Annotated in this window: 21 protein-coding genes; 18 read left to right on the top strand and 3 right to left on the bottom strand. The window is 72.5% G+C overall.

Annotation, left to right across the window (positions count from 1 at the left end):
- Window positions 1-29: 29 nt before the first annotated feature.
- Entirely contained in the window at window positions 30-845 is an 816-nt protein-coding gene (locus HLV61_RS04210; RefSeq protein ID WP_369253138.1) for a 3-oxoacyl-ACP reductase family protein, read from the bottom strand.
- Window positions 846-1,784: 939 nt separating this feature from the next.
- Between HLV61_RS04210 and HLV61_RS04205 the strand changes: the two genes are divergently transcribed.
- Window positions 1,785-1,955 carry a hypothetical protein gene (locus tag HLV61_RS04205; RefSeq protein ID WP_369253137.1) on the top strand — a complete coding sequence of 57 codons (171 nt, stop codon included), beginning with the start codon at window positions 1,785-1,787 and terminating at the stop codon, window positions 1,953-1,955.
- A gap of 495 nt (window positions 1,956-2,450) precedes the next feature.
- A complete protein-coding gene (locus HLV61_RS04200) occupies window positions 2,451-2,996 on the top strand; it encodes an HU family DNA-binding protein (protein WP_369253136.1) in 546 nt (181 codons plus the stop codon).
- Window positions 2,997-3,149: 153 nt separating this feature from the next.
- On the opposite strand, the gene HLV61_RS04195 is transcribed toward HLV61_RS04200, so the two are convergent.
- Window positions 3,150-3,368 (bottom strand): hypothetical protein, encoded by a 219-nt coding sequence (locus tag HLV61_RS04195; protein ID WP_369253135.1) that lies wholly within the window; start codon window positions 3,366-3,368, stop codon window positions 3,150-3,152.
- A 498-nt stretch (window positions 3,369-3,866) separates the two neighbouring features.
- Between HLV61_RS04195 and HLV61_RS04190 the strand changes: the two genes are divergently transcribed.
- From HLV61_RS04190 to HLV61_RS04175, 4 genes are read left to right on the top strand one after another with little or no spacing between them, the layout of a single operon-like run.
- Window positions 3,867-4,244 (top strand): PEP-utilizing enzyme, encoded by a 378-nt coding sequence (locus HLV61_RS04190; RefSeq protein ID WP_369253134.1) that lies wholly within the window; start codon window positions 3,867-3,869, stop codon window positions 4,242-4,244.
- A complete protein-coding gene (locus HLV61_RS04185) occupies window positions 4,241-5,443 on the top strand; it encodes a hypothetical protein (RefSeq protein ID WP_369253133.1) in 1,203 nt (400 codons plus the stop codon). Before HLV61_RS04190 ends, HLV61_RS04185 begins: the two co-directional genes overlap by 4 nt.
- 2 nt (window positions 5,444-5,445) lie before the next feature.
- The gene (locus tag HLV61_RS04180) at window positions 5,446-7,095 is read left to right on the top strand and encodes a PEP-utilizing enzyme (protein WP_369253132.1); all 1,650 of its coding nucleotides are present in this window, start codon (window positions 5,446-5,448) and stop codon (window positions 7,093-7,095) included.
- A 33-nt stretch (window positions 7,096-7,128) separates the two neighbouring features.
- A complete protein-coding gene (locus HLV61_RS04175) occupies window positions 7,129-8,274 on the top strand; it encodes a hypothetical protein (RefSeq protein ID WP_369253131.1) in 1,146 nt (381 codons plus the stop codon).
- A 64-nt stretch (window positions 8,275-8,338) separates the two neighbouring features.
- Here the strand turns inward: HLV61_RS04175 and HLV61_RS04170 are convergent, their stop codons facing one another.
- The gene (locus tag HLV61_RS04170; protein WP_369253130.1) at window positions 8,339-9,145 is read right to left on the bottom strand and encodes a response regulator transcription factor; all 807 of its coding nucleotides are present in this window, start codon (window positions 9,143-9,145) and stop codon (window positions 8,339-8,341) included.
- A gap of 143 nt (window positions 9,146-9,288) precedes the next feature.
- On the opposite strand from HLV61_RS04170, the gene HLV61_RS04165 reads away from it, so the two are divergent.
- The 12 genes from HLV61_RS04165 (at window position 9,289) to HLV61_RS04110 (ending at window position 21,751) form a co-directional block, all read left to right on the top strand.
- On the top strand, window positions 9,289-10,005 hold the full coding sequence (locus HLV61_RS04165; RefSeq protein ID WP_369253129.1) for a PEP-utilizing enzyme: 717 nt from the start codon (window positions 9,289-9,291) through the stop codon (window positions 10,003-10,005).
- 3 nt (window positions 10,006-10,008) lie between these two features.
- Complete coding sequence (locus HLV61_RS04160) at window positions 10,009-11,592, top strand: hypothetical protein (RefSeq protein ID WP_369253128.1); 1,584 nt, start codon at window positions 10,009-10,011, stop codon at window positions 11,590-11,592.
- Window positions 11,593-11,678: 86 nt separating this feature from the next.
- A complete protein-coding gene (locus HLV61_RS04155) occupies window positions 11,679-13,151 on the top strand; it encodes a class I adenylate-forming enzyme family protein (RefSeq protein WP_369253127.1) in 1,473 nt (490 codons plus the stop codon).
- On the top strand, window positions 13,151-13,759 hold the full coding sequence (locus tag HLV61_RS04150; protein ID WP_369253126.1) for a hypothetical protein: 609 nt from the start codon (window positions 13,151-13,153) through the stop codon (window positions 13,757-13,759). The genes HLV61_RS04155 and HLV61_RS04150 overlap by 1 nt, the downstream gene beginning before the upstream one ends.
- A complete protein-coding gene (locus tag HLV61_RS04145; protein WP_369253125.1) occupies window positions 13,756-15,522 on the top strand; it encodes a pyruvate, phosphate dikinase in 1,767 nt (588 codons plus the stop codon). The genes HLV61_RS04150 and HLV61_RS04145 overlap by 4 nt, the downstream gene beginning before the upstream one ends.
- Window positions 15,519-16,091, top strand: coding sequence for an acetyl-CoA carboxylase biotin carboxyl carrier protein subunit (locus HLV61_RS04140; protein WP_369253124.1), 573 nt, complete (start codon window positions 15,519-15,521; stop codon window positions 16,089-16,091). Before HLV61_RS04145 ends, HLV61_RS04140 begins: the two co-directional genes overlap by 4 nt.
- Window positions 16,084-17,493: an acetyl-CoA carboxylase biotin carboxylase subunit gene (locus tag HLV61_RS04135; RefSeq protein WP_369253123.1), complete on the top strand. Its 1,410-nt coding sequence runs from the start codon at window positions 16,084-16,086 to the stop codon at window positions 17,491-17,493. Before HLV61_RS04140 ends, HLV61_RS04135 begins: the two co-directional genes overlap by 8 nt.
- Window positions 17,490-18,989, top strand: coding sequence for a hypothetical protein (locus HLV61_RS04130; RefSeq protein ID WP_369253122.1), 1,500 nt, complete (start codon window positions 17,490-17,492; stop codon window positions 18,987-18,989). Before HLV61_RS04135 ends, HLV61_RS04130 begins: the two co-directional genes overlap by 4 nt.
- Entirely contained in the window at window positions 18,989-19,444 is a 456-nt protein-coding gene (locus HLV61_RS04125; RefSeq protein ID WP_369253121.1) for a Zn-ribbon domain-containing OB-fold protein, read from the top strand. The genes HLV61_RS04130 and HLV61_RS04125 overlap by 1 nt, the downstream gene beginning before the upstream one ends.
- Entirely contained in the window at window positions 19,441-20,577 is a 1,137-nt protein-coding gene (locus HLV61_RS04120) for a thiolase family protein (protein ID WP_369253120.1), read from the top strand. The genes HLV61_RS04125 and HLV61_RS04120 overlap by 4 nt, the downstream gene beginning before the upstream one ends.
- The gene (locus HLV61_RS04115) at window positions 20,574-21,347 is read left to right on the top strand and encodes a tyrosine-protein phosphatase (RefSeq protein ID WP_369253119.1); all 774 of its coding nucleotides are present in this window, start codon (window positions 20,574-20,576) and stop codon (window positions 21,345-21,347) included. The genes HLV61_RS04120 and HLV61_RS04115 overlap by 4 nt, the downstream gene beginning before the upstream one ends.
- Window positions 21,344-21,751, top strand: coding sequence for an SRPBCC family protein (locus tag HLV61_RS04110; RefSeq protein WP_369253118.1), 408 nt, complete (start codon window positions 21,344-21,346; stop codon window positions 21,749-21,751). The genes HLV61_RS04115 and HLV61_RS04110 overlap by 4 nt, the downstream gene beginning before the upstream one ends.
- The last annotated feature ends 41 nt before the right edge of the window (window positions 21,752-21,792 follow it).

Genomic DNA, 21,792 nt, shown 5'->3' with positions numbered 1-21,792 from the left:
CCTCGGGGTGGGTGGCCGACGCCCGGCGGCTACATGTCCAGGCCGCCGTTGACCCCCCAGACCTGCCCGGTGATGTACCCGGAAGCGTCCGCGGCCAGGAAGTGCACGACCCGGGCGACCTCCTCGGGCTGGCCGAGCCGGCCGACCGGGATCTTCGCCTTGAGCCCGTCGAGCACCTTCTCGGGCACGCTCTCCAGCATCTCCGTGGCGGTGTAGCCCGGCGTCACGGCGTTCACGGTGACGCCCACGCCGTCGGACCCGCCCGAGCGCTGCACCTGCATCGCGGCCTCGCGGGCCAGCGTCTTGGTCAGCCCGAGCAGGCCGGCCTTCGCCGCGGCGTAGTTCGACTGGCCGATGCCGCCGGTCTCCCCGATGACCGAGGAGATCATCACGATGCGTCCGCTGCCGCGCTCGAGCATGTGCCGGAGCGCGGCCTGCGAGAGCGAGAAGGCGCCCGACAGGTTGACGTCGATGACCCGCCGCCAGTCGTCGTCGGTCATCTTCAGCACCGTGCGGTCCGCGGTGATGCCCGCGTTGTTGACCAGGATGTCGAGCCTGCCGTGCTGCTCGATCACCTCGCCGACCGTGCGTCGGCAGTCGTCCGGGTTGGCGATGTCGCCGCGGTGCACGCTCACGTGGCTCTCCGGATAGGCCCCGGTGAAGTCCTGCGCGAACATCTCGGCACGCTCGGTGTTGCCGCTGTAGCCGGCCGCGACGTCGGCGCCCTGGGCGGCCAGGCTGCGGCAGATCGCCGCGCCGATCCCCCGGGTGCCGCCGGTCACGAAGGCCACCCGGCCCGACAGCTTGTCTCCGGTCCTGCTCGTGCGGCTCTCGGTGGCTGTCACCGGCTCCTCCTGGGGGCCCGGGCGCGGACGCCTCGTACCTGGACCGGAGCCGGAGCGGACGACGCCACCCGCCCCGGCAGCGGATGCGGGCAGCATCCTGCGCTGCGGGCGGCAGGGCAAGGGCAGCGCGGGGAACGGCCGGGAGCATCCCGTCGGTACGCCGGGGGCCGGGTCGCCGGCCTGGCGCGGCAGGTCACGCGGCGCTGTGGGCGGCGCCGACCGGCCGACGGGCCGGCTCAGGACCCGGGCTCCTGCTCGACCTCACGCTCGGGGATCGACTCGACGGTGACCGGCACGGGTCCAGCGGGCCCGAAGACCCTGCCGGCGGACCACGGAGGGAGCGGTCGAGCTCGACAAGACCGGGAGGATCCGCCCCGACGCGGTCCTCGGACGCCACGCACCAGGACCAGCAGGACGGCGACGCGGGTCGGTTCGGGGTCCGTGAGGTCCCTGTCGGACAGCAGTCCGACGTCGACCGTCGCACTCACCGCCTCCTGCGACACCTCCCTCAGGGCGACCGGGACCGCCGCAGCCGAGATCGCCGTCCCGACCCCCGGGAGGATCGACGGCAGGGAGAGGGAGACGGCCCGGGCCGCCCTCATCCGGTTCCCGCGCGTCACCTGGTCCACGAGGTCGCCGGGCGCGACCAACGGCCTGCCCGCACGGACCTCGTCGACGACCTCCTGCGCGTCCTCGAGCGAGGGCTGCAGGTCCTGTTGGTCGACGCCATCGCGCGGTCGACGGTCGCCTCGATGTCGAACTCCGGCTCGGAGGAGTCGAAACCGCTGGTCACGTGGGTCTCATGTCGATCGGCGACGGGATCAGGATGTCAGCCGGTCATCCGCGACGCAGACCGCAGGATCCGCCCTCACGGCGGGGCAGCCGCCGCCCGCCCCGCCGTCTCTTCCGCGGTCTCCGCTCCGAGAGCACGATGCGCGGATGACCGACTCCGACACCCCGTACAGCCGCGTCCGCAAACTGCCCAAGCAGTTCCGCCCGCTCCAGGCATGGGACGCGGAGCGGCGCCGCGGCCTCGTCCACACGCCTGAGTACGACGCCGAGATGGGCCGCCTGGAAGAGGAGTTCCGCCACTGGCTGCTCGGTCGGTGACCAGCGCGGCCCTGCTCGCAGCAGACAGCGCAGACGACGAGCCGCCCTCCCGGGGCGGCGGTTGACCGCACGCCTGGCACCGGGCACCTGCACCGAACGCCGCCCACCTCTGCGTGGTGTCCCTGAGGCGCCGGCTCGGGGCCTGGTCCCGTCCGAGCGGAGGATGCCCGGACCACGACGTCGTCGGAGTCCAGGAGGTGGGTCGCCCTGGAGCTGCCAGGAGTCCCGCGCGGTGCGGCGCACGGTGGCCGGAGGGGCCGCGGCGCGCAGCCGGGCCGGATGCGGCGTCGAGTCGCACAGCGCTGCGCCTCCGGAGCGGTCGTCCACGGGCGCCCCGCGGACGTCCAGCGGTGACACTGCCGGCGCCACGCGGCACCCACGCGGCCCCGCGGCGAGCGGTTCCCCGTGTTGTGCCTGGTGGGTGGAGCAGTTCTGCTGAACGCGCTGTCCGCTGCACCGGACCGCTCCGTGACCGCCACGAGATGGAGCGCGCGTGTGAACAAGTCCGACCTCATCGCCAGGATGACCGAGCGGCTCAGCGGGGACCGCACGACGGCCGTGGCTGCCGTCAACGGGGTGCTGGAGGAGATCGAGGGCAGCGTCGCCCGCGGTGAGCGGGTGTCGTTGAGTGGGTTCGGGACCTTCGACCGCCGCGAGCGGGCGCCACGTACGGCTCGCAATCCGCGGACGGGGGAGGCGATCAGGGTGGGGGCGTCCGTGGTTCCCGTCTTCCGCGCCGGCACCGGGTTCAAGACCCTGCTCACGCGGGCCGACGGCGTGACGGTGTCGCCGGGCTCGGTCGACGTCGAGGGCGGCGTTCCCACGCCACAGGGCGAGAGGTCGCAGGCCGCCGCGTCCGGATCCCCCGCGGACACGGTCGTGGTCGCCGCCGACGCAGCTGCGGACGGCAGGAAGAAGGCCGGCACGAAGGCAGGCAAGAAGCGGGACCAGGCTGGAGAGAAGGGCGGCAAGAGCCCGCGCAAGGCGAAGAGCAAGGCGAAGAGCAAGGCGGGGAAGAAGGCGGCCAAGGGCCTCCACTGACCGCCAGCGGCGACGCCGACGCCGACGCCGCAGTCGGGGATCCGCTGGCGCCGACCCTCACGGCTGGATGGTCGACGACGGCCGCGAGCACGTCGGGGCGCGCCGGAGCATCGCGAGCGCTGACCGGTCCACCCGCTCGGCGGCACTACGTGGTCAGCGGCCCGTGTCGGCGCTGATGCGCGCCGCGGCCGCCGGGATCCACTGGTGACCTGCATCGAGCCCCTCGGCGGTGGCCGCGGCGCGCAGGGTGGCTACCGCCGTCTCGAACGGCTGGCCCATCGCTCGATCGCTCGCCAGCTCGTACACGGCCAGCGCCTTCAGCCGCTGCTCGAGCGGCAGGTCCGCCAGCAGGGACCTCCAGTCGTCCTCCACGCGGCGTGTCGTGCCCCTCGGACAGCCGGACCATGCCGCTGGATCAGTCAGGGTCACCCGCACGAGGACTCGAGGAGGCAGCCATCGGTCCCGCCTCGGGAGCACTGACGGACTTCACCATCGATCGGGTCAGCACGCCGGCCGCGACGGCCGCGGCGGCTGCGATCCCGGAGCGGAGCAGACGGTGTCTGCGACCCACGGCGGCCTCCTGGGGGCAGGGGGGTGCCCGGTTCCTACTCCGGTGGCTCGTCCTGCTCAACGTGGTCGCGCGGAGCGACGCGCGTCGTCCACGGTCCGGACTCCGGCCCTCGCCGACGCGCCACGCGGCCTCCGCCGGTGGCGGTCCCGCCGCCGCGCTCCACCGGCCGGACGACTCCGGACCGGCACTGTCCCCCAAAGTGCACTGGGTCACATTCTGGCGCGCTCCTAGCGTCTGGCCTGCGCCGACAGGCGCCCAGTCGACCCATCGCCTCGGCGTCGGGGCGGGACGGAGCAGAGATGAGCGACGATCTCCAGGTAGTCGGCACCGGGACCACCCTGTTCACCGCCGGTCAGGTGAGGGGGACGGCCCGCTGGTTCAACGACACGTCCGACGTCCTGTCCATCGACGACGACGACCTCGAGGACACGATCGCCTTCGTCAACAAGGGCGGCATGACCTTCCTGTCGCCGATCCTGCCCGACCTCAAGGGGATCGTGTGCACGGCCGGCAGCCGTGAGTCCCACCTGGCCATCCTGTCGCGGGAGTCCGACGTGCCGTGCGTGCTCGCCGCACAGTTGGACGGCACGGTGTCCGACGGGGACCCCGTGGTCCTCGACCTGACCGACGGTGAGACGGCCCGGATCTCGGTGGCGAGCGCGGCGGTGACGGGATGACGCTCTCGCTCGAGACGCCGGCCGACCTGACGGCGCTCTACACCGACCCGACCTACGAGCCGTCCCTGCAGGAGTGGAACTGGCTCGTCCACAGAGCCGGCGCCGCCTACAAGTCCGAGCTCTCCGCACGCACGGTGTTCGAGTCCGAGCTGTTCGGCATGAACACCTACATCCTCATGTCGATGATGGAGGACCACCTCCGCGTCCCCGACCGGCTCAGGACGATCCTGCAGCACGCCACCCCGTCCGAGCTGGTCCGCCGGGACCTGCCGATCGGGAACAAGCGCAGCTTCATCAACCTCGCCGCGATGCCCCTGCACTACCTGACCGGTCGTGAGCTCTTCGTCGACCTGGGCGAGAACGGCCTCGCGGACGGCCTGCAGGACCAGTTGACCGTCCTGCGCTTCTGGCGGGAGGCGACGATCGCCGCCCGCACGGACGGCGTGCTGTTCAACATGGACGCTGAACCGACCAACAGCTCCCACGTGATCGGGGGGTCGCTGCTCGAGGAGATCCGCGGGCAGCTGCGCCCGGCCGACGACGGCGTGAAGGGGACGATCCGCAAGTTCGGCGCGCGGCTGACCGCCTACGCCTTCCTCGAGAACTGCGATGCCCGCACCGCCGTCTGCGACACCGGGCCCTACGTGCTGGAGGACGGGTCGTTCCTCGCCCTGCGGGAGACGTGCACCGACCGCGACGGCGACTTCCCGTGGGTCGACGGCATCCGGGAGACCCTGCCGTACCACCACTTCGTCATCGCCCACCGGCTGCCGGGCTCGGTCCGGATGGACAACAACGTCTGGGGCACCGCCTGGTTCAGCCCCAGCGACTACCAGGGCGACATCATCGAGACCCAGGTCTTCTGCACCGACGACGGCACTCTGCGCCCCCTGGGGGCGGACGAGATCGAGGCGGCGACGAAGGCCATCCGCAGCGCCCACCGGACCCTCTACCAGCGCCTGGCAGAGACCGACCCGGAGGAGCGCAACCTCTACGCGACGCAGATGTACGCCTGGAAACTCAAGCCCTGGGCGCGTCTGGCCGGCTGCTTCGACGAGATCGACTGGACCGTCACGCCGCGCATCGCGCAGTCCTACGGCCGCTTCAGCGACCCGGAGCTGGCCCTGCAGTTGATCGGCGGCGTCTTCGTCCCCCAGGACCGGGACGGCTGCTTCCGTCCCCTCGGCGCCGAGGAGTGACCATGTCCCAGATCGGCAAGGGCGTCCCGTCCTACGCGTTCGCCCCGATCACCGGCCGGGCCCGCTGGTTCCGCTCGCCGTCCGACGTCATCGAGGCGATCGACTCCGACCTGGAGTCGACGATCGCGCTCGTGGAGTCCGGCGGAACCACGTTCCTCTCGCCCATCCTCGGGCGGCTCGGCGGCATCGTCGCCCGCGACGGCACGCTGCGCTCCCACTTGGCGATCGTGTCCCGGGAGTTCGAGGTGCCCTGCCTCGTGGGCGCCGACCTGGTCGAGGTCCCCGAGGACGGCGCCGAGCTCACGCTCTCGGTGCAGGACGGCCAGGGCGGCCTGATCTCGACGGCTGCGGGGGAGGGGGCGGCCGCGAGGGAGGCGCCGTCCGCGACGCCCGCCGCCGCGGACGTGTCCGACCGGTGGTGGGCCTACGTCCGCCGGGTCGGCGACGACATCGGCGTCAAGGACTTCGACGTCGACGTCGGCCCCGCGGACCTCGACGCCCTCATCGCCGAGCCGCTGACCGACGAACGCCTCGACGAGCTCGTCCAGCACATGGGGCGGGCCTTCAAGCCGGAGATGACCCGGCGGTCGTCGTTCACCTCCGAGCTGTTCCCGATGCTGCCGTACATGTCGCTGTCGGTGATCGACGACTTCCACACCTACGCACAGCGGGTGGCGACGATCGACGCGGCGGTGCCGGCGGAGGAGATCGGTCGGCGGTTGCGGACGGCGCCCAACCAGGTCAGCCCGCTGTGGATCTGGATGGTCGGTTACCACTACCTGTGCGGCCGGGAGTGCCTGATCAGGATGGGCCGGCTGCGGCCGGACGAGCGGACCGAGGAGATCCGCACGGTCGTCGACTTCTGGCGGCGGCTCACCCTGGCGCACCGCGGCGACGGCACCCTGGACAACAAGGACGCCGGCTTCACCAACCGGTACCTGTCCCCGGACGTGGTGGCCGGGCTGACCGCGACGTCGCAGCGGCTCGATGCGGACGAGGCCAAGGCGCTCAAGCGGCTCAACGCGACGGTCGCCGGGTACTCGTTCCTGTACTTCACCGACTCGCGGGTCGGCATCTACGACTCCGGGCCGTACGTGCAGCCCGACGGCCGGCACACGATCGTGCGCGACTACCTCTCCCTGGGGCCGAGCGCGTTCGCCTATCCGTGGGCGACCGACCTGCGGCCTCCGTTCGCCGGTCTGTCCCTGGTGCTCACCTACGACCCGGGTGCCTTCTCCAGCTTCGAGATCAACGACTGGGGCACCACGTTCACCGAGCCCGACCAGCTGTTCGGCGCGGTCACCGACGCGGCGGTCGTCGGGCACACGGCCGACGGGCAGCAGCGGTCGCTCGGCCCGGAGGACTGGGCCGCCGTCACGACCGAGCTGAGCAGGTCCCACCTGGCGGTCTACCAGCAGTTCGCCGACATGGACCGCAGGTCCCGGATCTTCTCGGCCACGCAGATGTACACGGCCGGGCTGCGCCCGTTCGCCGACGTCGCCGGGGTCACTGACCGGATCGACTGGTCGATCTCGCCGGACACCCTCGCTCTCCACCCCGATCCCCTCGACGACGACGACCACGCCGCGGCCATCTTCGGCGGCGCGCTCGTCGCCAACGACATGCCGGGCGCCTTCTCGCCGATCCGCTAGCGCTCCGCCCTCCCCGGTCAGGAAAGGACACCCATGCGTCAAGCGATGCAGCGCCTCGTCCCCGCGGACGAGCTGCTCTGCCACCAGACCCCGGAGACGTTCGCGACGATCAGCCAGGCCGACACGTCCTGGACCGAGAAGCTGTGGTCGTCCCTGTTCGCCCGCGACGGGTCGATCCAGGTCGACGTCGGGATCGGCAAGTACCACAACCGCAACGTCATCGACATGTTCGCGGGCGTCTCCCGCGGCACGGAGCAGCTGACGGTGCGGGCCAGCCGGCAGCTCGACCTCGACCCGCAGCGGGTGGGCGTCGGCCCGCTCGACTACGAGGTGCTCGAGCCACTCCGGCAGGTCCGCTGGGTCCTCGCCGAGAACGACGTCGTCCCCATCCGGTTCGACCTCACCGTGACCGGTGTCCTCCCGCCCTTCCTGGAGGCGAAGGACGCCCAGCGCGAGCCGTTCGGCGCCCGCATCTGCTCGGACCTGCTGCGCTACCACCAGGCGTCCACGGTCAGCGGCACCCTGTGGATCGACGGGGAACGCATCGAGGTCGGGGACGAGGACTGGTTCGGCTTCCGCGACCACTCCTGGGGTGTGCGCATGGACGTCGGGGAGCCGCCGCCGGACGTACACCGGCTGAACCGGCTCGACCAGGACTTCACCCTCACCTGGAGTCCCATGTACCTGCGGCGTCCCGACGGCAGCAGCTACGAGATCCACCACTACCTGCAGACCGTGGACGGTGAGACCACGTACTTCTCCGGGTTCGTCAACCAGCCGGACGGCACGCAGACGCCGCTGCAGGGGCTGCGCGACGAGCTCAAGTACGACCCGGTCAACCGGCGGCTGCTCGGCGGCAAGATGACCTTCGACGCCGGGTGGGGACAGACGCGGACCGTCGAGATCGAGCCGGCCGGCGACACCGGCTTCCACCTCGGCACCGGGCTCTACTTCGGGTTCAAGGGGCAGCGGCACGGCCAGTGGCACGGCCCCTCCCACCTCGACGGTGAGCGGTACGCCGACGTCTCGGACGCCGAGACGGCGCGGGAGGTCCACCAGTTGCGGGACTGCGTCATCCGGGTCCGCGAGGGGGACGCGGAGGGCTACGGCATCTTCGAGTCCATGGTGATCGGCGAGCACCCCCGCTACGGGCTCACCCGGGACTCCTCCTTCCTCTGAGCCACCCCGACGAGGGTCGCCGGCATCCGTCGGCGGCCCTCGTCCCGTGTCCGCAGCCGGCCGGTCAGGCGTACGCGCGGGCCAGCAGGGCCAGTTCCATGCGCGACTGGCAGCCCGTCGACGTCAGGATCCGGCTGACGTACTTCTTCACGCTGTCCTCCGCGAGCGACAGCGTCTCCCCGATCTGGGCGTTCGAGAGGCCGTCGGCCACCAGCCGGACGACCTGGCGCTGCCGCTCGGACAGGCCGGCGAGCGCGGCGTGCCGCCGCGACACCGGCAGCCGCCGGGTGACGGCGGACAGCTGGCGGTTGAGCAGGCGCAGGGTCGCGAGCTCGTGGTGACCCAGCCGGTCGGGCGAGGAGTCGAACATGCCCACCAGCGCCGTGTGCCCGCCGACCAGCTCGAGGCGCATCGCCGCCGCCGTCTGCATGCCCCAGGTCGCCTGCAGGAAGTGGCGGACGTAGGCGTCGGCCGAGGCGGGGAGGGCCGCCTGCGCCCGCAGTTCGGCCAGCGACGAGACACCGGTGGTGACCAGTTGGCGCATCGCCGCGGGTGTGCCGAAGAGGTCGTAGCGCGACCAGCGGTCGTGGTACTCCGGCAGCATCTTCACCGTGAGGCCCTCGGTGAGCGGCGCCGTGTCGCCGAAGGTGCTCCCGAACGTCGCACCGGCGAAGAACGACACGTGCCGCAGCCCGAAGGTGCTGCTCAGGGACTCGAGGAGCTCTTCCCGGAAGTCCGGCAGCGAGGGCGCCGTCGCGCACCTCTCGAGGACGTCGAAGGCCCGCTCGTAGTCGACCGGGCGCAACGCGGCCCGCGGCGGGAGACGGCGCGCACCCCGTCCAGGAATGTCCCCCAACGTGGACTGGGTCACATCTCCGACGCTACCTACCTTTCGACCAGGTGAACAGCCGCGCGGCCGCTCCTCAGGATGCGGCCGAGGCGGCAGGACCTCCGGCGACACGGCGGCTGCCGCTCCGGCGCCGGCCCGCAGCGACACGACACAGAGAGGTGACGATGTCCGAACCCGCGGTGTCGCCCCCCAAGTGGGGGACGACCGAGATGCTGCCCCTGCCCGCGCGCTTCAACGCGGCCGTCCGCGAACGGGTCGCCGAACGCTTCGCGGCGACCGGCGGCGCCTGGAAGGACGTGGTCTTCGAGCGGACGTACGACCTCTTCTCCGAGGACGACGCCCGCGCGGTCGAGCAGGACGCGCTCGACTCCGGCTATCGCTTCGACTTCTCCGCCACGGTGTCGATGGAGTCGGAGCCGGAGAAGTACAAGCGTCCGGAGCGGGCCGCCGCCGGGTTCCACGAGAGCGCCGCAGTGGACGGCCGACGCCAGGTCGGCGTGGGCGACAACGTCATCCGCAAGACCGCGGACGTGACCGGCCCGGTCGCGCTGATCTCCACCATCGACCAGGTCATGGACTACCTGGCCGACGGCGTCCCCGAGGGCACGATCGCGGTCATCGACGACTCCGGTGGCACCCTCACCGCACCGATCATCGAGCACTTCGCCGGCGTCATCTGCCTGGGCGGCACCGTGCGCTCCCACCTGGGGATCCTCGCCCGCGAGTACGACGTCCCCACCGTGATGAACAGCAGGATCGACACCTTGAGGGACGGCGACGTCGTCGAGATCGAGGTGACCGCGGCCCCGCCTGCGGCGGACGCGTACGAGACCGGCGACACCGGTCACGCCCGGATCTGGATCGTCGAGAGCGAGGCCTGAGCCATGACCGCCAGCCACCTGCCCGGGACGGCCCGGAACCCGAGGTTGACCTACCCCTCGCTCCTGCAGACCAACAACTACCTGCGCGGGCTCAGCGACACGACGTACTGGCTGTGCATCACCCGCACGGTGCAGGAATCGAAGCTCTTCCCGATGAACCCGTACATGCTGCTGAGCTACCTCAACGCCTTCTACCGGTGGCCGACGCTGCTGCGCGAGATCGACGCCGCCACCCCTGCCGAGGAACTCGGCGACCGCGCCCGCGAGGTGAGCCTCAAGGTGAACACGGTCAACGCCGCCTGGGGCATGCCGGCCTTCTACCTCATCGGCCGGGAGATGCTCATGAACTGGGGGCTGCTCGGCCCCAGCGACGCGGTGGACGACGTCGTCGACGTGCTCGACTTCTCCCGCCGGTTCAACCTCGCCTACCACCGCAACGACGGTCACCTGACCAACAAGGAGTTCGGCGACCGCAGTCAGTACCTGCCCGAGCGGACGCTGCAGGTCTTCGAGGCGGACCTGCACGGGGTGACGCCGGGGGACCGGCTGCACACGGCGGCGACCAAGCTGGTCGCGCAGCTGTCCCAGTACGCGTTCCTGGCGCACTGCGAGTGCCGGATCGGGCTGCACAACAGCGGCCCGTACACGTTCGGTGACGACCGTCAGCTCATCGTGCGCGACTTCTTCGAGCTCACCGAGGGCGACTACCCGTGGCTCGACGGCATCGCCACCCGGCTGCCGTTCGCGAACCTGACGATCCCCATCGTCTTCAAGGACACCAACTTCCACCTGATGGACGACTGGGCGTCCTTCGAGGCCGAGCCCGCGTACGACGCCGCGAACATCGCCGCGGTCGGCATGTACACCTCGGACGCGCTCACCGACGGCTACGTGCCGGTCGGCATGGAGAACGCCGACACGCTCGCCGAGACGATGGAGCAGTACCGGGAGATCCTCAACGAGGCCACGGCCGACCTGTGGAAGCGCATCGCCACCTGGTCACGGGAGCAGATGATCGACGCCGGCGCGCTGGTGTACTCCTCGGTCGCGAAGGACTTCGCCCACCTGGCCGGTACCTACCGGCAGGAGGACTGGCTCACCGTCGACGACCGCGCCCAGCGGTTCAAGCCACTGCTGAACGACGAGTACGGCCGCGACGACCTGGCCGAGATGGTCGGCCTGCTGGGCTTCCCCCACCAGAAGACCAGCGAGTACTCGATGGCCCGGTACTCGGGTCTGAACCAGAACATGCTGACCGGCATCCCGTACTCGGTGCTCGTCGACGACGACCACGCCCCGACCGTCGGGGACCGCCTCTCGGGCTCGAGCAGCCTGGACGCCAAGACCGGGCTCTGGACGACGTCGGCCGGGCGACTGGACATCGACGAGTACAACCGCCGGGCCCGGGACTTCCGGCCGGCCGTGCTCGACGAGCAGTACCGCTACCTCGACGAGGAGTGGGTCAAGCGGCACTGGACGACGGAACGGGCCGACGACCTGTACCGGCTCGCCCAGCGCGGGTCGCGCAACCTCGAGGGGCGCGGCGCCGGCCTCCGCCGCGCCGACCTGCCTCCCTCCGCCGGCTGACCCGCCGTCCCCTCACCGCGGTCGGCCGCGGGTCCCGTCGACCCGCGACCGACCACACCCCTCGGTTCCTCCAGGAGGACGTCCACGTGCAGATCGCTGACCTGATCCGGCGGGCCGGACGGCAGTACGGCGCCGCTCCCGCGCTCGTCGACGGGACGCGGGTGGTGAGCTTCGCGGAGTTCGACGAGCTCACCGACCGTCTGGGCACCGCGCTGCTGGCCAGGGGGCTCGAGCCCGGCGACCGCGTCGCGGTGCTGATGCCCAACGGCATCGACGGCGTCGTCGCCTACTACGCCCTCGCCAAGGCCGGCCTGGTCCGGGTGCCGCTCAACGCCCGGGAGACCGCCCACGAGCACGCCTACAAGATCGAGGACTCGCAGGCCCGGGCGCTGGTGCTCGCCGGCGAGCCGCCTGCCGACACGGAGTTCGTCTTCTCCGCCGACGAGCTCCCCGGCCTGATCGCGGAGGCGTCGTCCGCACCCTGCGACGTCCGCCGCGATCCCGACGCCCCCTTCCGGCTCGCCTACACCGGCGGGACCACCGGCAGGCCCAAGGCCGTCGTGCTGACCACCCGCAGCGAGCTGGCCGAGGTCGCCAACTTCCTGGTCGACCTGCTGCCGGACCTCCGGCCGGACTCGGTGATGCTGCACGCCGCACCGATCACCCACGGCAGCGGCGCGTTCTTCCTGCCGCACCTGGTCAAGGGCGCCGCCAACGTCATCGTCCCGAAGTTCTCGCCGCAGGCGTTCCTGGGGGCCGCCGGGAAGCACCGCGCCACGACGACCTTCATGGTGCCGACCATGATCGCCCTGTTGCTGGAGGACCCGGCGACCGCGGACGCGGACCTGGCCCTGGAGCGCCTCTGCTACGGCGGCGCGCCGATCGCGACCACCGTCCTCCAGCGCGGCATCGACGTCCTCGGGCCGGTGTTCACCCAGCTCTACGGGCAGGCAGAGGCGCCCCTGGCGATCACCTGCCTGCAGCCGTGGGAGCACACGCCCGAGCGCCTGACGTCGGCGGGCAAGCCGTACACCTTCGTCGAGGTCGAGGTGCGCGACGCGGAGGGACGCCCGCTTGGCCCCGGCGGGGTCGGGGAGGTGCTCACCCGCGGGCCGCACACGATGAGCCGGTACTGGCGCCGGCCGGAGGCCACCGCGGAGACGATCGAGCCCGACGGCTGGCTGCACACCGGCGACATCGGCCGCTGGGACGACGAGGGCTACCTGCACCTGCTCGACCGCCGGCACGACGTGATCATCAGCGGCGGGTTCAACGTCTACCCCCGCGAGGTCGAGGACGCGCTCCTCAGCCATCCCGCGGTCGTGCAGGCCGCCGTCGTCGGCATCCCCGACGAGACCTGGGGCGAGCGGGTCGCCGCCGCGGTCGTCACCCGCCAGGACGCCGATCCCACGGACATCCAGGACTTCTGCGCCGGTCGCCTGGCCGGCTTCAAGCGGCCCCGTGCCGTCGAGATCTGGCCCGACCTGCCCACCAGCCCGGTCGGCAAGTCGCTACGTCGCGAGGTGCGGGACCGCATGCTCGCCGGGAAGGACGTCTGATGCTCGACCCGTACCAGCTCACCGTGCACACCCTGACCCTGCGCCAGCTCGCCTCGGCCGAGCAGCTCGCGGAGGTCAACGGACAGTCCCTCCCCGAGGTCGAGGAGAACCTGGAGAAGGCCGCCGCCGAGGGTGCCGTCCGGGCCGCCAAGGGCAACCACATGATCACCCCGGCGGGTCGTCAGCTCCTCGCGGACGTCTATCCGCAGGCCTTCGCCGACCTGCGGTCGTCCTCGGCGGTGTCGGAGGCCATGGAGGCCTTCGAGTCGGGCGTCAACAAGCAGGTCCTGACCCTCACCACCGACTGGCAGACCAAGGAGGTCGGCCGGGACCGGGTCCCCAACGACCACGACGACGCCGACTACGACGCCGCCGTCGTCGCCAAGCTCGGCCGCGTCGTGGACAAGACCGCGAAGGTGCTCCGCCCGATCGCCGACGCCGACCCCCTGGTCGACCGGTTCCTGGAGCGCATCGACACGGCCCTGACCCGGGCCGAGGGCGGCGAGACCGACTACGTCAGCGGGGTCCGGGTCGACTCGGTGCACACGGTCTGGTTCCAGATGCACGAGCACCTGCTGCGCCTGACCGGGCGGGAGCGTCCCGAGTGACCGCGCCGACCGCGACCCGCCCGGACGGCACCGGACACCGCTGGCTGGTCGTGCTCGACGACGCGGCCGCCGAGCCGAGCAGGGACCTGGTCGGCGGCAAGGCCTGGAGCCTGTGGCGCATGCGGTCACTCGGCCTGCGCGTGCCGCCGGCGTTCGTCGTGACCACCGAGGCGTGCGCCGCGTGGGCGGCCGACGGTCGCCTGCCCGAGGGACTGGCTGCCGAGCTCGAGGCGGGGATCCGCTTCCTCGAGCGGCAGCTCGGTCGGACCTTCGGCGGGTGTGACCGGCCGCTGCTGGTCTCGGTGCGCTCCGGCGCCGCGGTGAGCATGCCGGGGATGATGGACACGATCCTCGACCTGGGCTGCAACGACGCGGTCGAGGCGGCGCTGGCCGCCGAGACGGGGGATGCGGACTTCGCCGCCGAGGTGCACCGGCGGTTCACCGCCTTCTACGGCCGGCTCGTCCTCGGGTGCACCGAGGACCTCGAGGACCTCCCCGACACGACGGCCGTCCGTACCGCCCTCGCCGACGACGGCGCCGGCACCGTCCCCACCGACCCGTGGGAGCAACTGAGGACCGCCGTGGAGGCGGTCTTCGCCTCCAGCCGCTCCCGCCGCGCGGTCTCCTACCGGCGGCACTACGGCATCCCCGACGACCTCGGCACCGCGGTGACCGTCCAGGCCATGGTGTTCGGGAACCTCGACGACCGGTCCGGCACCGGGGTGCTGTTCACCCGCAACCCGGTCGACGGGGTCCGTGAGCCCTATGGCGAGTACCTGCCGTGCGGGCAGGGGGAGGACGTGGTGTCCGGGCGGGTGACGCCCCAGCCGCTGCGCTCCCTCGCGGCATCGCAGCCCACGGTGCACGCCGAACTGGTCACCGCGGCCGAGCGCCTCGACCGGGAGGGGCGTGACGCGCAGGACATCGAGTTCACCGTGCAGCAGGGACAGCTGTTCCTCCTGCAGTCCCGCCCGGCCAAGCGCACTGCCCGCGCCGCCGTCCGCATCGCGGTCGAGCTGGTGGACGAGGGGCTGATCGAGCCGGCCGAGGCGGTCCGGCGGGTCACCGCCGAGCAGGTGCGGACCCTGCTGCGGCCGGAGATCACACCCTCCGCAGCGGCTGCGGCCGAGCTGGTGGCATCCGGCGCGCCGGCGAGCCCCGGGGTGGCCATCGGCGTGGCCGTCGGGACGCCCGAGGAGGCCCAGGAGCAGCCGGGCTCGGTCCTCGTGCGCCGGTCCACCAGTCCCGACGACGTGCACGGCATGATCGCCGCCGGCGCGGTGGTGACCGAGCAGGGCGGCGCCACCTGTCATGCCGCGGTCGTCAGCCGGGCCCTCGACACCCCCTGCGTCGTGGGGTGCGGACCCGGCACGATCGAGGCCCTCCTCGGGCGCACCGTGACCGTCGACGCGACGAGCGGCCGGGTCTACGCGGGGGAGGTCGAGAGCTCCGCTGTCGACGAGAGCTCCGACGAGGACCTTCGCCGGCTCACCGCGTGGGCCGAGGGCGTCGCCACGGTGCGTGTGGCCGCTCCCGGCGAGGACGTCCCCGGACCGGTGCTCGACGCCGACGCGATCCCCGCGGATCAGCTGGGCGAGCAGGTGCCGCCCATCCCCCCGGGGACGCGCACCGTCCGCGGCGCCCTGTTCACCACGCCCGACGGCGTCCGGGCGGCGCTCGACGCCGGGGTCGAGGTCGTCGTCGCGGCACACCGCCTGCCGGTCCTGCTCACGGCGGCCGCGCACCAGGGAGGCACCCGATGAGCACGACCGACAGCCCGGCCGGAACCGACGTCCCGCAGGGCGTCACCCTGCGGGAGGTGCAGGAGGTCCTCCGGACCTTCTCGCGCTCCGGGTGGAAGGCGATGACCCTGGAGGTCCAGGGCCTGCGGATCACCGTCGGCAAGGACGGCCCGCCGGCCGGCGTCGCGCTGGCACCGGCCGGGACGACGGCCGTGGGAGCCACCGCACCGTCCGCGGCGCCGCTCGCCCCCGTGGCGCCCCCGTCCGCACCGCAGGCGCCGGTCCCGGCGGTCGCGGCCGGACCCGCCCAGGGGGCTGCCGCGTCCGCCGTCGACACGACCGGCTGCGTCGCCGTCCGGTCGCCGGCCGTCGGCGCCTTCTGGACGGCGCCCAGTCCCGGCCAGCCGCCCTTCGTCCGGGTCGGGGACACCGTCGCGGCCGACCAGCAGCTGGCGATCGTCGAGGTCATGAAGCTGATGAACCCGGTCGTCGCGGCGACCGCGGGCGAGGTCGTCCAGGTGTGCGCCGAGAACGCCGCGATGGTCGAGTACGAGCAGGTGCTGTTCTGGATCCGGCCCAGTGATGGCTAGCCCCGCGTCCGTCGCCGAGCACGCGCCCGTCGGCACGCCGATCCGCCGGGTCCTGGTCGCCAACCGCGGGGAGATCGCCGTCCGCGTGGTGCGGGCGTGCCGGGCGCTCGGGATCGAGACCGTCGTCGTGGTGTCGACGGTCGACCGCGGTGGGCTCGCCGCGCGGCTGGCGGACCGGGCCGTCTGCATCGGACCCGCGCCCGCCTCGGAGAGCTACCTGGCGATCCCGTCGGTGCTCAGCGCCGCGCTGGGAACCGGCTGCGACGCCGTCCACCCCGGATACGGGTTCCTGTCCGAGAACCCGGACTTCGCGGCGGCCTGCGTCGCCGAGGGCCTGACCTTCATCGGGCCCCGCCCGGAGGCGGTCGCGCAGGCCGGGGACAAGGCCCGGGCCCGCGAGCTGGCGAGGACCGCCGGCATCCCCGTCCTGTCCGGATCACCCGTGCTGGCCACGGCGCAGGAGGCGGTGGAGGCCGCCGCCGCCCTGGGCTACCCCGTGCTGGTCAAGGCCGCGGCCGGCGGCGGTGGCCGCGGGATGTCCGTGGTGGAGAGCGAGGACGAGCTGCGGTCCCGCTGGCCTGCGGCGGCCGGCGAGGCACAGGCGGCCTTCGGTGACGGGCGCCTCTACGTCGAACGGTTCATCCGCAACGCCCGGCACATCGAGGTGCAGGTGCTCGGCGACAAGCACGGGTCGGTGATCCACCTGGGCGAGCGGGACTGCACCCTGCAGCGCCGCCACCAGAAGGTGGTCGAGGAGTCCCCGGCGCCGAACATCCCCGAGGAGGTCCGGCAGGCGATCCGCCGCAGCGGCGTCGCGTTCGCCGAGGCCCTGCGCCTCGACAGCGCCGGCACGGCCGAGTTCATCTACGACGCCGACACCTGCCGGTACGCGTTCCTCGAGTTCAACGCCCGCATCCAGGTGGAGCACCCGGTGAGCGAGATGGTCACCGGCGTCGACCTCGTGGCCGAGCAGATCCGCTCCGCCGCAGGAGAGCCACTCCGCCTCACCCAGGACGACGTCCGGGTCGACGGGCACGCCATCGAGGTCCGGATCACCACCGAGGACCCGGCCCGCGGCTTCACGCCACATCCCGGCACGGTCACGACCTGGGTGCCACCGCAGGGCGAGGGCATCCGCGTCGACAGCCACTGCGAACCCGGTCACGTCGTCACCCCCTACTACGACTCGCTGCTGGCCAAGGTCGTCGCCCACGGCCCGGACCGCGACACCGCCGCCGACCGCCTGGTCGCCGCGCTCGGCCGGCTGCAGGTCGCCGGCGTGCCGACCACCCGTGACTTCGCACGGACCGCGCTGGACCACCCCGACTTCCGGGCCGGACGCGTCACCACCGAGTGGATCGCCGCGCGCGGCCTGCCCGACCACCTGGAGGAGAACCGATGAGCTACCTCGACGCCGCCCCGAGGACCGCCGACGGGCGCCGCAGGAGGATCGAGGTCATCGACCAGACCCTGCGGGACGGCCCGCAGAGCTGGTGGGGCATGAAACTGCGCAGGGACATGGGCCTGCCCATCGCCGGCGAGCTCGACCGGACCGGCTTCCACACCATCGACCTGGTCGGCAGCTCGATCTTCGAGGTCCTCGTGCGGCACTGCCAGGAGGACCCCTGGGACCAGCTGGTCTCCCTGTCGAGGGCCATGCCGCGGACGACCGTCCGCGCCGGTACCCGCAGCAACGGCATCGTGACCTTCGGACTGACCGCCGACAGCGTCATGGACCTGTGGGTGCAGCGCCTCTGCGCCCACGGCATCGGCAGCTTCTGGATCTACGACGGCCTGTTCAACACCGACAAGATCGGCCGGCTGGTCAAGACCGTCCAGGCAGAGGGAGCCGCGGCGGTGCCGTGCATCCTCTTCGCCGACAGCCCCCACCACACCGACGAGTACTACGCGGAGCGCACGCGGGAGCTGGTCGCGCTCGGCGCGGACGGCATCGAGCTGGAGGACGCCGCCGGACTGCTGACGCCCGAGCGGACCCGCAGCCTGGTGACGGCGATCAAGGCCGCGGCCGGCGACCTGCCCGTCGAGATCCACTTCCACAGCAACAACGCCCTCGCCCCGGTCAACTACCTCGAGGGCGTGCTGGCCGGCGCCGACGTCGTCCACACGGCCAGCCGTCCACTCGCAGCGGGCGTCTCCCTGCCGTCGACGGAGAACACCGTCGCGAACCTGCGCTACGCCGGCTTCGACGTCGACCTGGACGAGTCCCGGTTCGCGCCCGTCGCCGAGCACCTGATGCGCGTCGCCGAGTACGAGGCACTGCCGGTCGGTCAGCCCGCCGAGTACTCCCTGTTCCAGTACCGCCACCAGCTCCCCGGCGGCATGGCCGGCACCTTCAAGGACCAGCTGAGGGCGCGGGGCATGGAGGAACGCTTCGAGGAGGTCCTCGACGAGATGTCCCGCGTCCGACAGGAGCTCGGCCACCCGGTCATGGCCACGCCGTTCTCCCAGCTCGTCGGTACCCAGGCGGTGCTGAACATCGTGACCGGACAGCGCTACTCGGTGGTCCCCGACGAGGTGCTGATCTACGCGCACGGCTTCTACGGCCGCCCCGTCGTCCCGCTCGACCAGGACGTCCTCGACACGATCATGAGCTCGCCCAAGGCCAAGAGCTACACCGACTGGCAGCCGCCCCAGCCGAGCCTGCACGAACTGCGGCAGCGCTTCGGGGAGGGCATCTCCGACGACGAGCTGATCCTGCGCCTGCTGGTCCCCGAGAACGACATCGACGTCATGCGCGCCACCCCTCGGCGCGAGCGGGACTTCGCCCCGACGACGCGGGAGATGCGGTTCATCCGCGAGCTGGTGGAGACGTCGGTCGGAGCCCACCTGCACGTCGACGGACCCGGCTTCTCCCTGACCCTGGAGGGGGACCACTGATGTCGGGCGGCACGCCCGGCACGAGCGAGGCGGCGTTCGGCGGCAGCGGACTCGGCGTCGGACGACCGACGAAGCGGCGCCCCGGCGCGGCCGTCGGCGGGCTCGAGGTGGCCGACCCGCGGCCGGTGTTCGACGAGGGGGCGGTCCTCGGCGTCCGTTGCACCGCCTGCCGGTACCCGGCGGCCCAGCGGGGGATCCCGTGGTGCCCGGTCTGCTACGCCGCGGTGGAGGCCGAGCGTTTCCCCGCGGCCGGCACCGTCTGGTCCTCGACGGTGGTCGCGATCCGGGTGGGGGAACGGCGACCGCCCTTCGGGCTGGCCTACCTCGACCTCGACGACGGCCCGCGCGTCCTGGTCCACCTCGCCGAACCCGAGGTGCTGCGCAGCGGTACGCGTGCGCGCATCACGGGGACCGACCGCGGCGACCTCGTCGCCGCACGGGAGGAGCAGTCGTGAACCAGCCGATGCTGTGGGGCGTCGGGACCTCCGACTACGGGCTCTTCCCCGAGCGCCGCGTCGAGTCCCTCGTGTGGGAGGCGGCCGCCGAGGCGATCCGGGACGCCGGCATCTCACCGCGTGACGTCGACGCCATCGTCGTCGGCTCGGTGTTCGGACCGCCCGGTGTCGCGACCCGGGTCCAGCGCGGGATGGGGATCCCCGGTGTCCCGATGTGGACCATCGAGAACGCCTGCGCCAGCAGCACCAGCGCGTACCACGAGGCGGTCGAGGCGGTCCGGCTCGGCCGGTTCGGATGCGTCCTGGTGCTGGGCGTCGACCAGATGTCGACGCTGTTCTCCGGCGCGATCGTGCCCGAGGCCACCGACCCGGAGGGGGCGTCGTCGCTGCCGCTCCCCGGGCTCTACGCCCTGCAGGCGGCGCGGTACGTGGACGAGTTCGGCGTGACGCCCGAGCAGCTGGCCGCCGTGGCGGTCAAGAACAAGCGCAACGGACTGGACAACCCCCGCGCCCAGCTGCGGAACAGCGCACCGACCGTCGAGGAGGTCCTGGCCTCGCGCATGATCGCCGAGCCGCTGACCTTCCTGCAGTGCTGCCCGACGAGTGACGGCGCAGGAGCAGCCGTCGTCGGCGCCGACCGCGGCAACCGTGACGACCTGCGCATCGAGGCCTCCGCCATGGTCTCCGGCGCCCTCTGGGACCACCGCAGCGACGACGTGTGGGGCCATGCCTCGGTCACCCGCGCCGCGGAGCGCGCGTTCGCCCAGGCCGGCCGCACGCCGGGGGAGATCGACGTCCTCGAGGTGCACGACGCCTTCACCATCGGCGAGATCCTCACCCTCGAGGCCCTCGGCCTGGCGCCCCGCGGCAAGGGGGCCGAGCTGGCGCCGTCCGGGCACACCACCCGGGACGGTGCCCAGCCCGTGAACCCCAGCGGCGGACTGCTCTCCCGGGGACACCCCCTCGGCGGGACCGGCACGGCCCAGATCGCGGAGATCGCATGGCAGCTGCGCGGGCGCGCGGGAGCGCGGCAGGTCCAGCGGCACCGGGTCGGGCTGGTCGAGACGATGGGTGGCGGAGCGGCCGGGATGGACGGCAACGCCTGCGTCGTCACCATCCTCTCGGCGCAGTGACCGCCACCTGTCCGGAGCTGCTGGGCTTCCGGGAGGTCGCGGGACTGCGCACGGTGGACGGCGGCCGGATCCGGCCGGGCCTGCTGTACCGCAGCGGCACCCCGCAGTTCCTCGACCTGCCGACGGCCCGGCGCCTGGTCCGGGACACCGGCATCCGGTCGACCATCGACCTCCGGCTGCCGCACGAGGTGGCGCAGGAGGGGCGCGGTCCGCTGGACGCGCTGGGGATCGGGCACGTCCCGCACCCGGTCCGGGTGGGGGCTCTCGTCGCGGCCGGCTCGGCGGTGGCGCCGATGCCGGGCGACGACCCCATCGTGCAGACCTACCTCCGGTACCTCGACGACGGCGCCGAGGAGATCGTCGGTGTCCTCCCCGACCTCCTCCGGCCGGGGACGGTGCCCACCCTCGTCCACTGCACCGTCGGCAAGGACCGGACAGGGGTCGTCGTCGCGCTGGTGCTGGCCGCTGTCGGTGTGCGCCGTGACGACATCGTCGCGGACTACGTGGCCGGCGCAGCCGACGTCGGACCCGCCATGGAACGCCTTCGTCGCATGGCCTCCTACGGCGATGCCGTCGACGTGTACCCCCCGGCGACCTGGGTGGTCGAGGCGGAGGCCATGCGCCGCTTCCTGGACGCGGTCGACGAGCGCCACGGCGGGGTGTGCCCGTTCCTCCACGCCAACGGCGTGCCGCCCACGATCGTCGAGGAGCTCACCGAGGTCCTCGTGGAACACCCGCCCGATCCCCGAGCCGCCGAGGAGCTGCCGTGAACGTCACCGAGACCGTCGTCGTCGCCGCCGACCCGGACACCGTCTGGGCCGTGGCCGGGGACGCGGGAGCCATCGCCGGTTGGGTGCCCGCACTGGAGAGCTCCCGGATGGAGGGCGACGTCCGGCACGGCACCTTCGCCGGTGGCGGTGGCGACGCCACCGAGCGGATCGTCGAGCACGACGACGCCGCACGCACCTACGTCTACGAGTACCTGACCGGCCCGCTGGCACTGGAGGAGTACCGCTCACGGCTGTCGGTCCGGGAGCACGCCGAGGGGGCCGAGGTCGTGTGGGCCTCGGACTTCGCGGCGGGCTCGCCGGAGGAGGAGGGCCAGCTCGCCGAGGCGATCTCCGGCATCTACCGTGGCGCGCTCGCGGAGCTCAAGGGACGCCTGGAGAGCTGACGGACCCGAGCGGCCCGCGCGGACGTGGTGCCGACCCGTCC

Source organism: Geodermatophilus amargosae (assembly GCF_041028265.1).
Taxonomy (GTDB): Bacteria; Actinomycetota; Actinomycetes; order Mycobacteriales; family Geodermatophilaceae; genus Geodermatophilus; species Geodermatophilus amargosae_A.
The sequence above is the reverse complement of the archived record's forward strand: the minus strand, read 5'-3'. Positions and strand labels throughout refer to the sequence as shown.

Excerpts from the sequence above, each read along its gene's own strand:
- HLV61_RS04190 (WP_369253134.1), top strand. The coding sequence starts at position 3,867 with ATGAGCGACGATCTCCAGGTAGTCGGCACCGGGACCACCCTGTTCACC.
- HLV61_RS04160 (WP_369253128.1), top strand. The coding sequence starts at position 10,009 with ATGACCGCCAGCCACCTGCCCGGGACGGCCCGGAACCCGAGGTTGACC.
- HLV61_RS04140 (WP_369253124.1), top strand. The coding sequence starts at position 15,519 with ATGAGCACGACCGACAGCCCGGCCGGAACCGACGTCCCGCAGGGCGTC.
- HLV61_RS04175 (WP_369253131.1), top strand. The coding sequence starts at position 7,129 with ATGCGTCAAGCGATGCAGCGCCTCGTCCCCGCGGACGAGCTGCTCTGC.
- HLV61_RS04185 (WP_369253133.1), top strand. The coding sequence starts at position 4,241 with ATGACGCTCTCGCTCGAGACGCCGGCCGACCTGACGGCGCTCTACACC.
- HLV61_RS04165 (WP_369253129.1), top strand. The coding sequence starts at position 9,289 with ATGTCCGAACCCGCGGTGTCGCCCCCCAAGTGGGGGACGACCGAGATG.
- HLV61_RS04130 (WP_369253122.1), top strand. The coding sequence starts at position 17,490 with ATGAGCTACCTCGACGCCGCCCCGAGGACCGCCGACGGGCGCCGCAGG.
- HLV61_RS04150 (WP_369253126.1), top strand. The coding sequence starts at position 13,151 with ATGCTCGACCCGTACCAGCTCACCGTGCACACCCTGACCCTGCGCCAG.
- HLV61_RS04180 (WP_369253132.1), top strand. The coding sequence starts at position 5,446 with ATGTCCCAGATCGGCAAGGGCGTCCCGTCCTACGCGTTCGCCCCGATC.
- HLV61_RS04135 (WP_369253123.1), top strand. The coding sequence starts at position 16,084 with ATGGCTAGCCCCGCGTCCGTCGCCGAGCACGCGCCCGTCGGCACGCCG.
- HLV61_RS04205 (WP_369253137.1), top strand. The coding sequence starts at position 1,785 with ATGACCGACTCCGACACCCCGTACAGCCGCGTCCGCAAACTGCCCAAG.
- HLV61_RS04125 (WP_369253121.1), top strand. The coding sequence starts at position 18,989 with ATGTCGGGCGGCACGCCCGGCACGAGCGAGGCGGCGTTCGGCGGCAGC.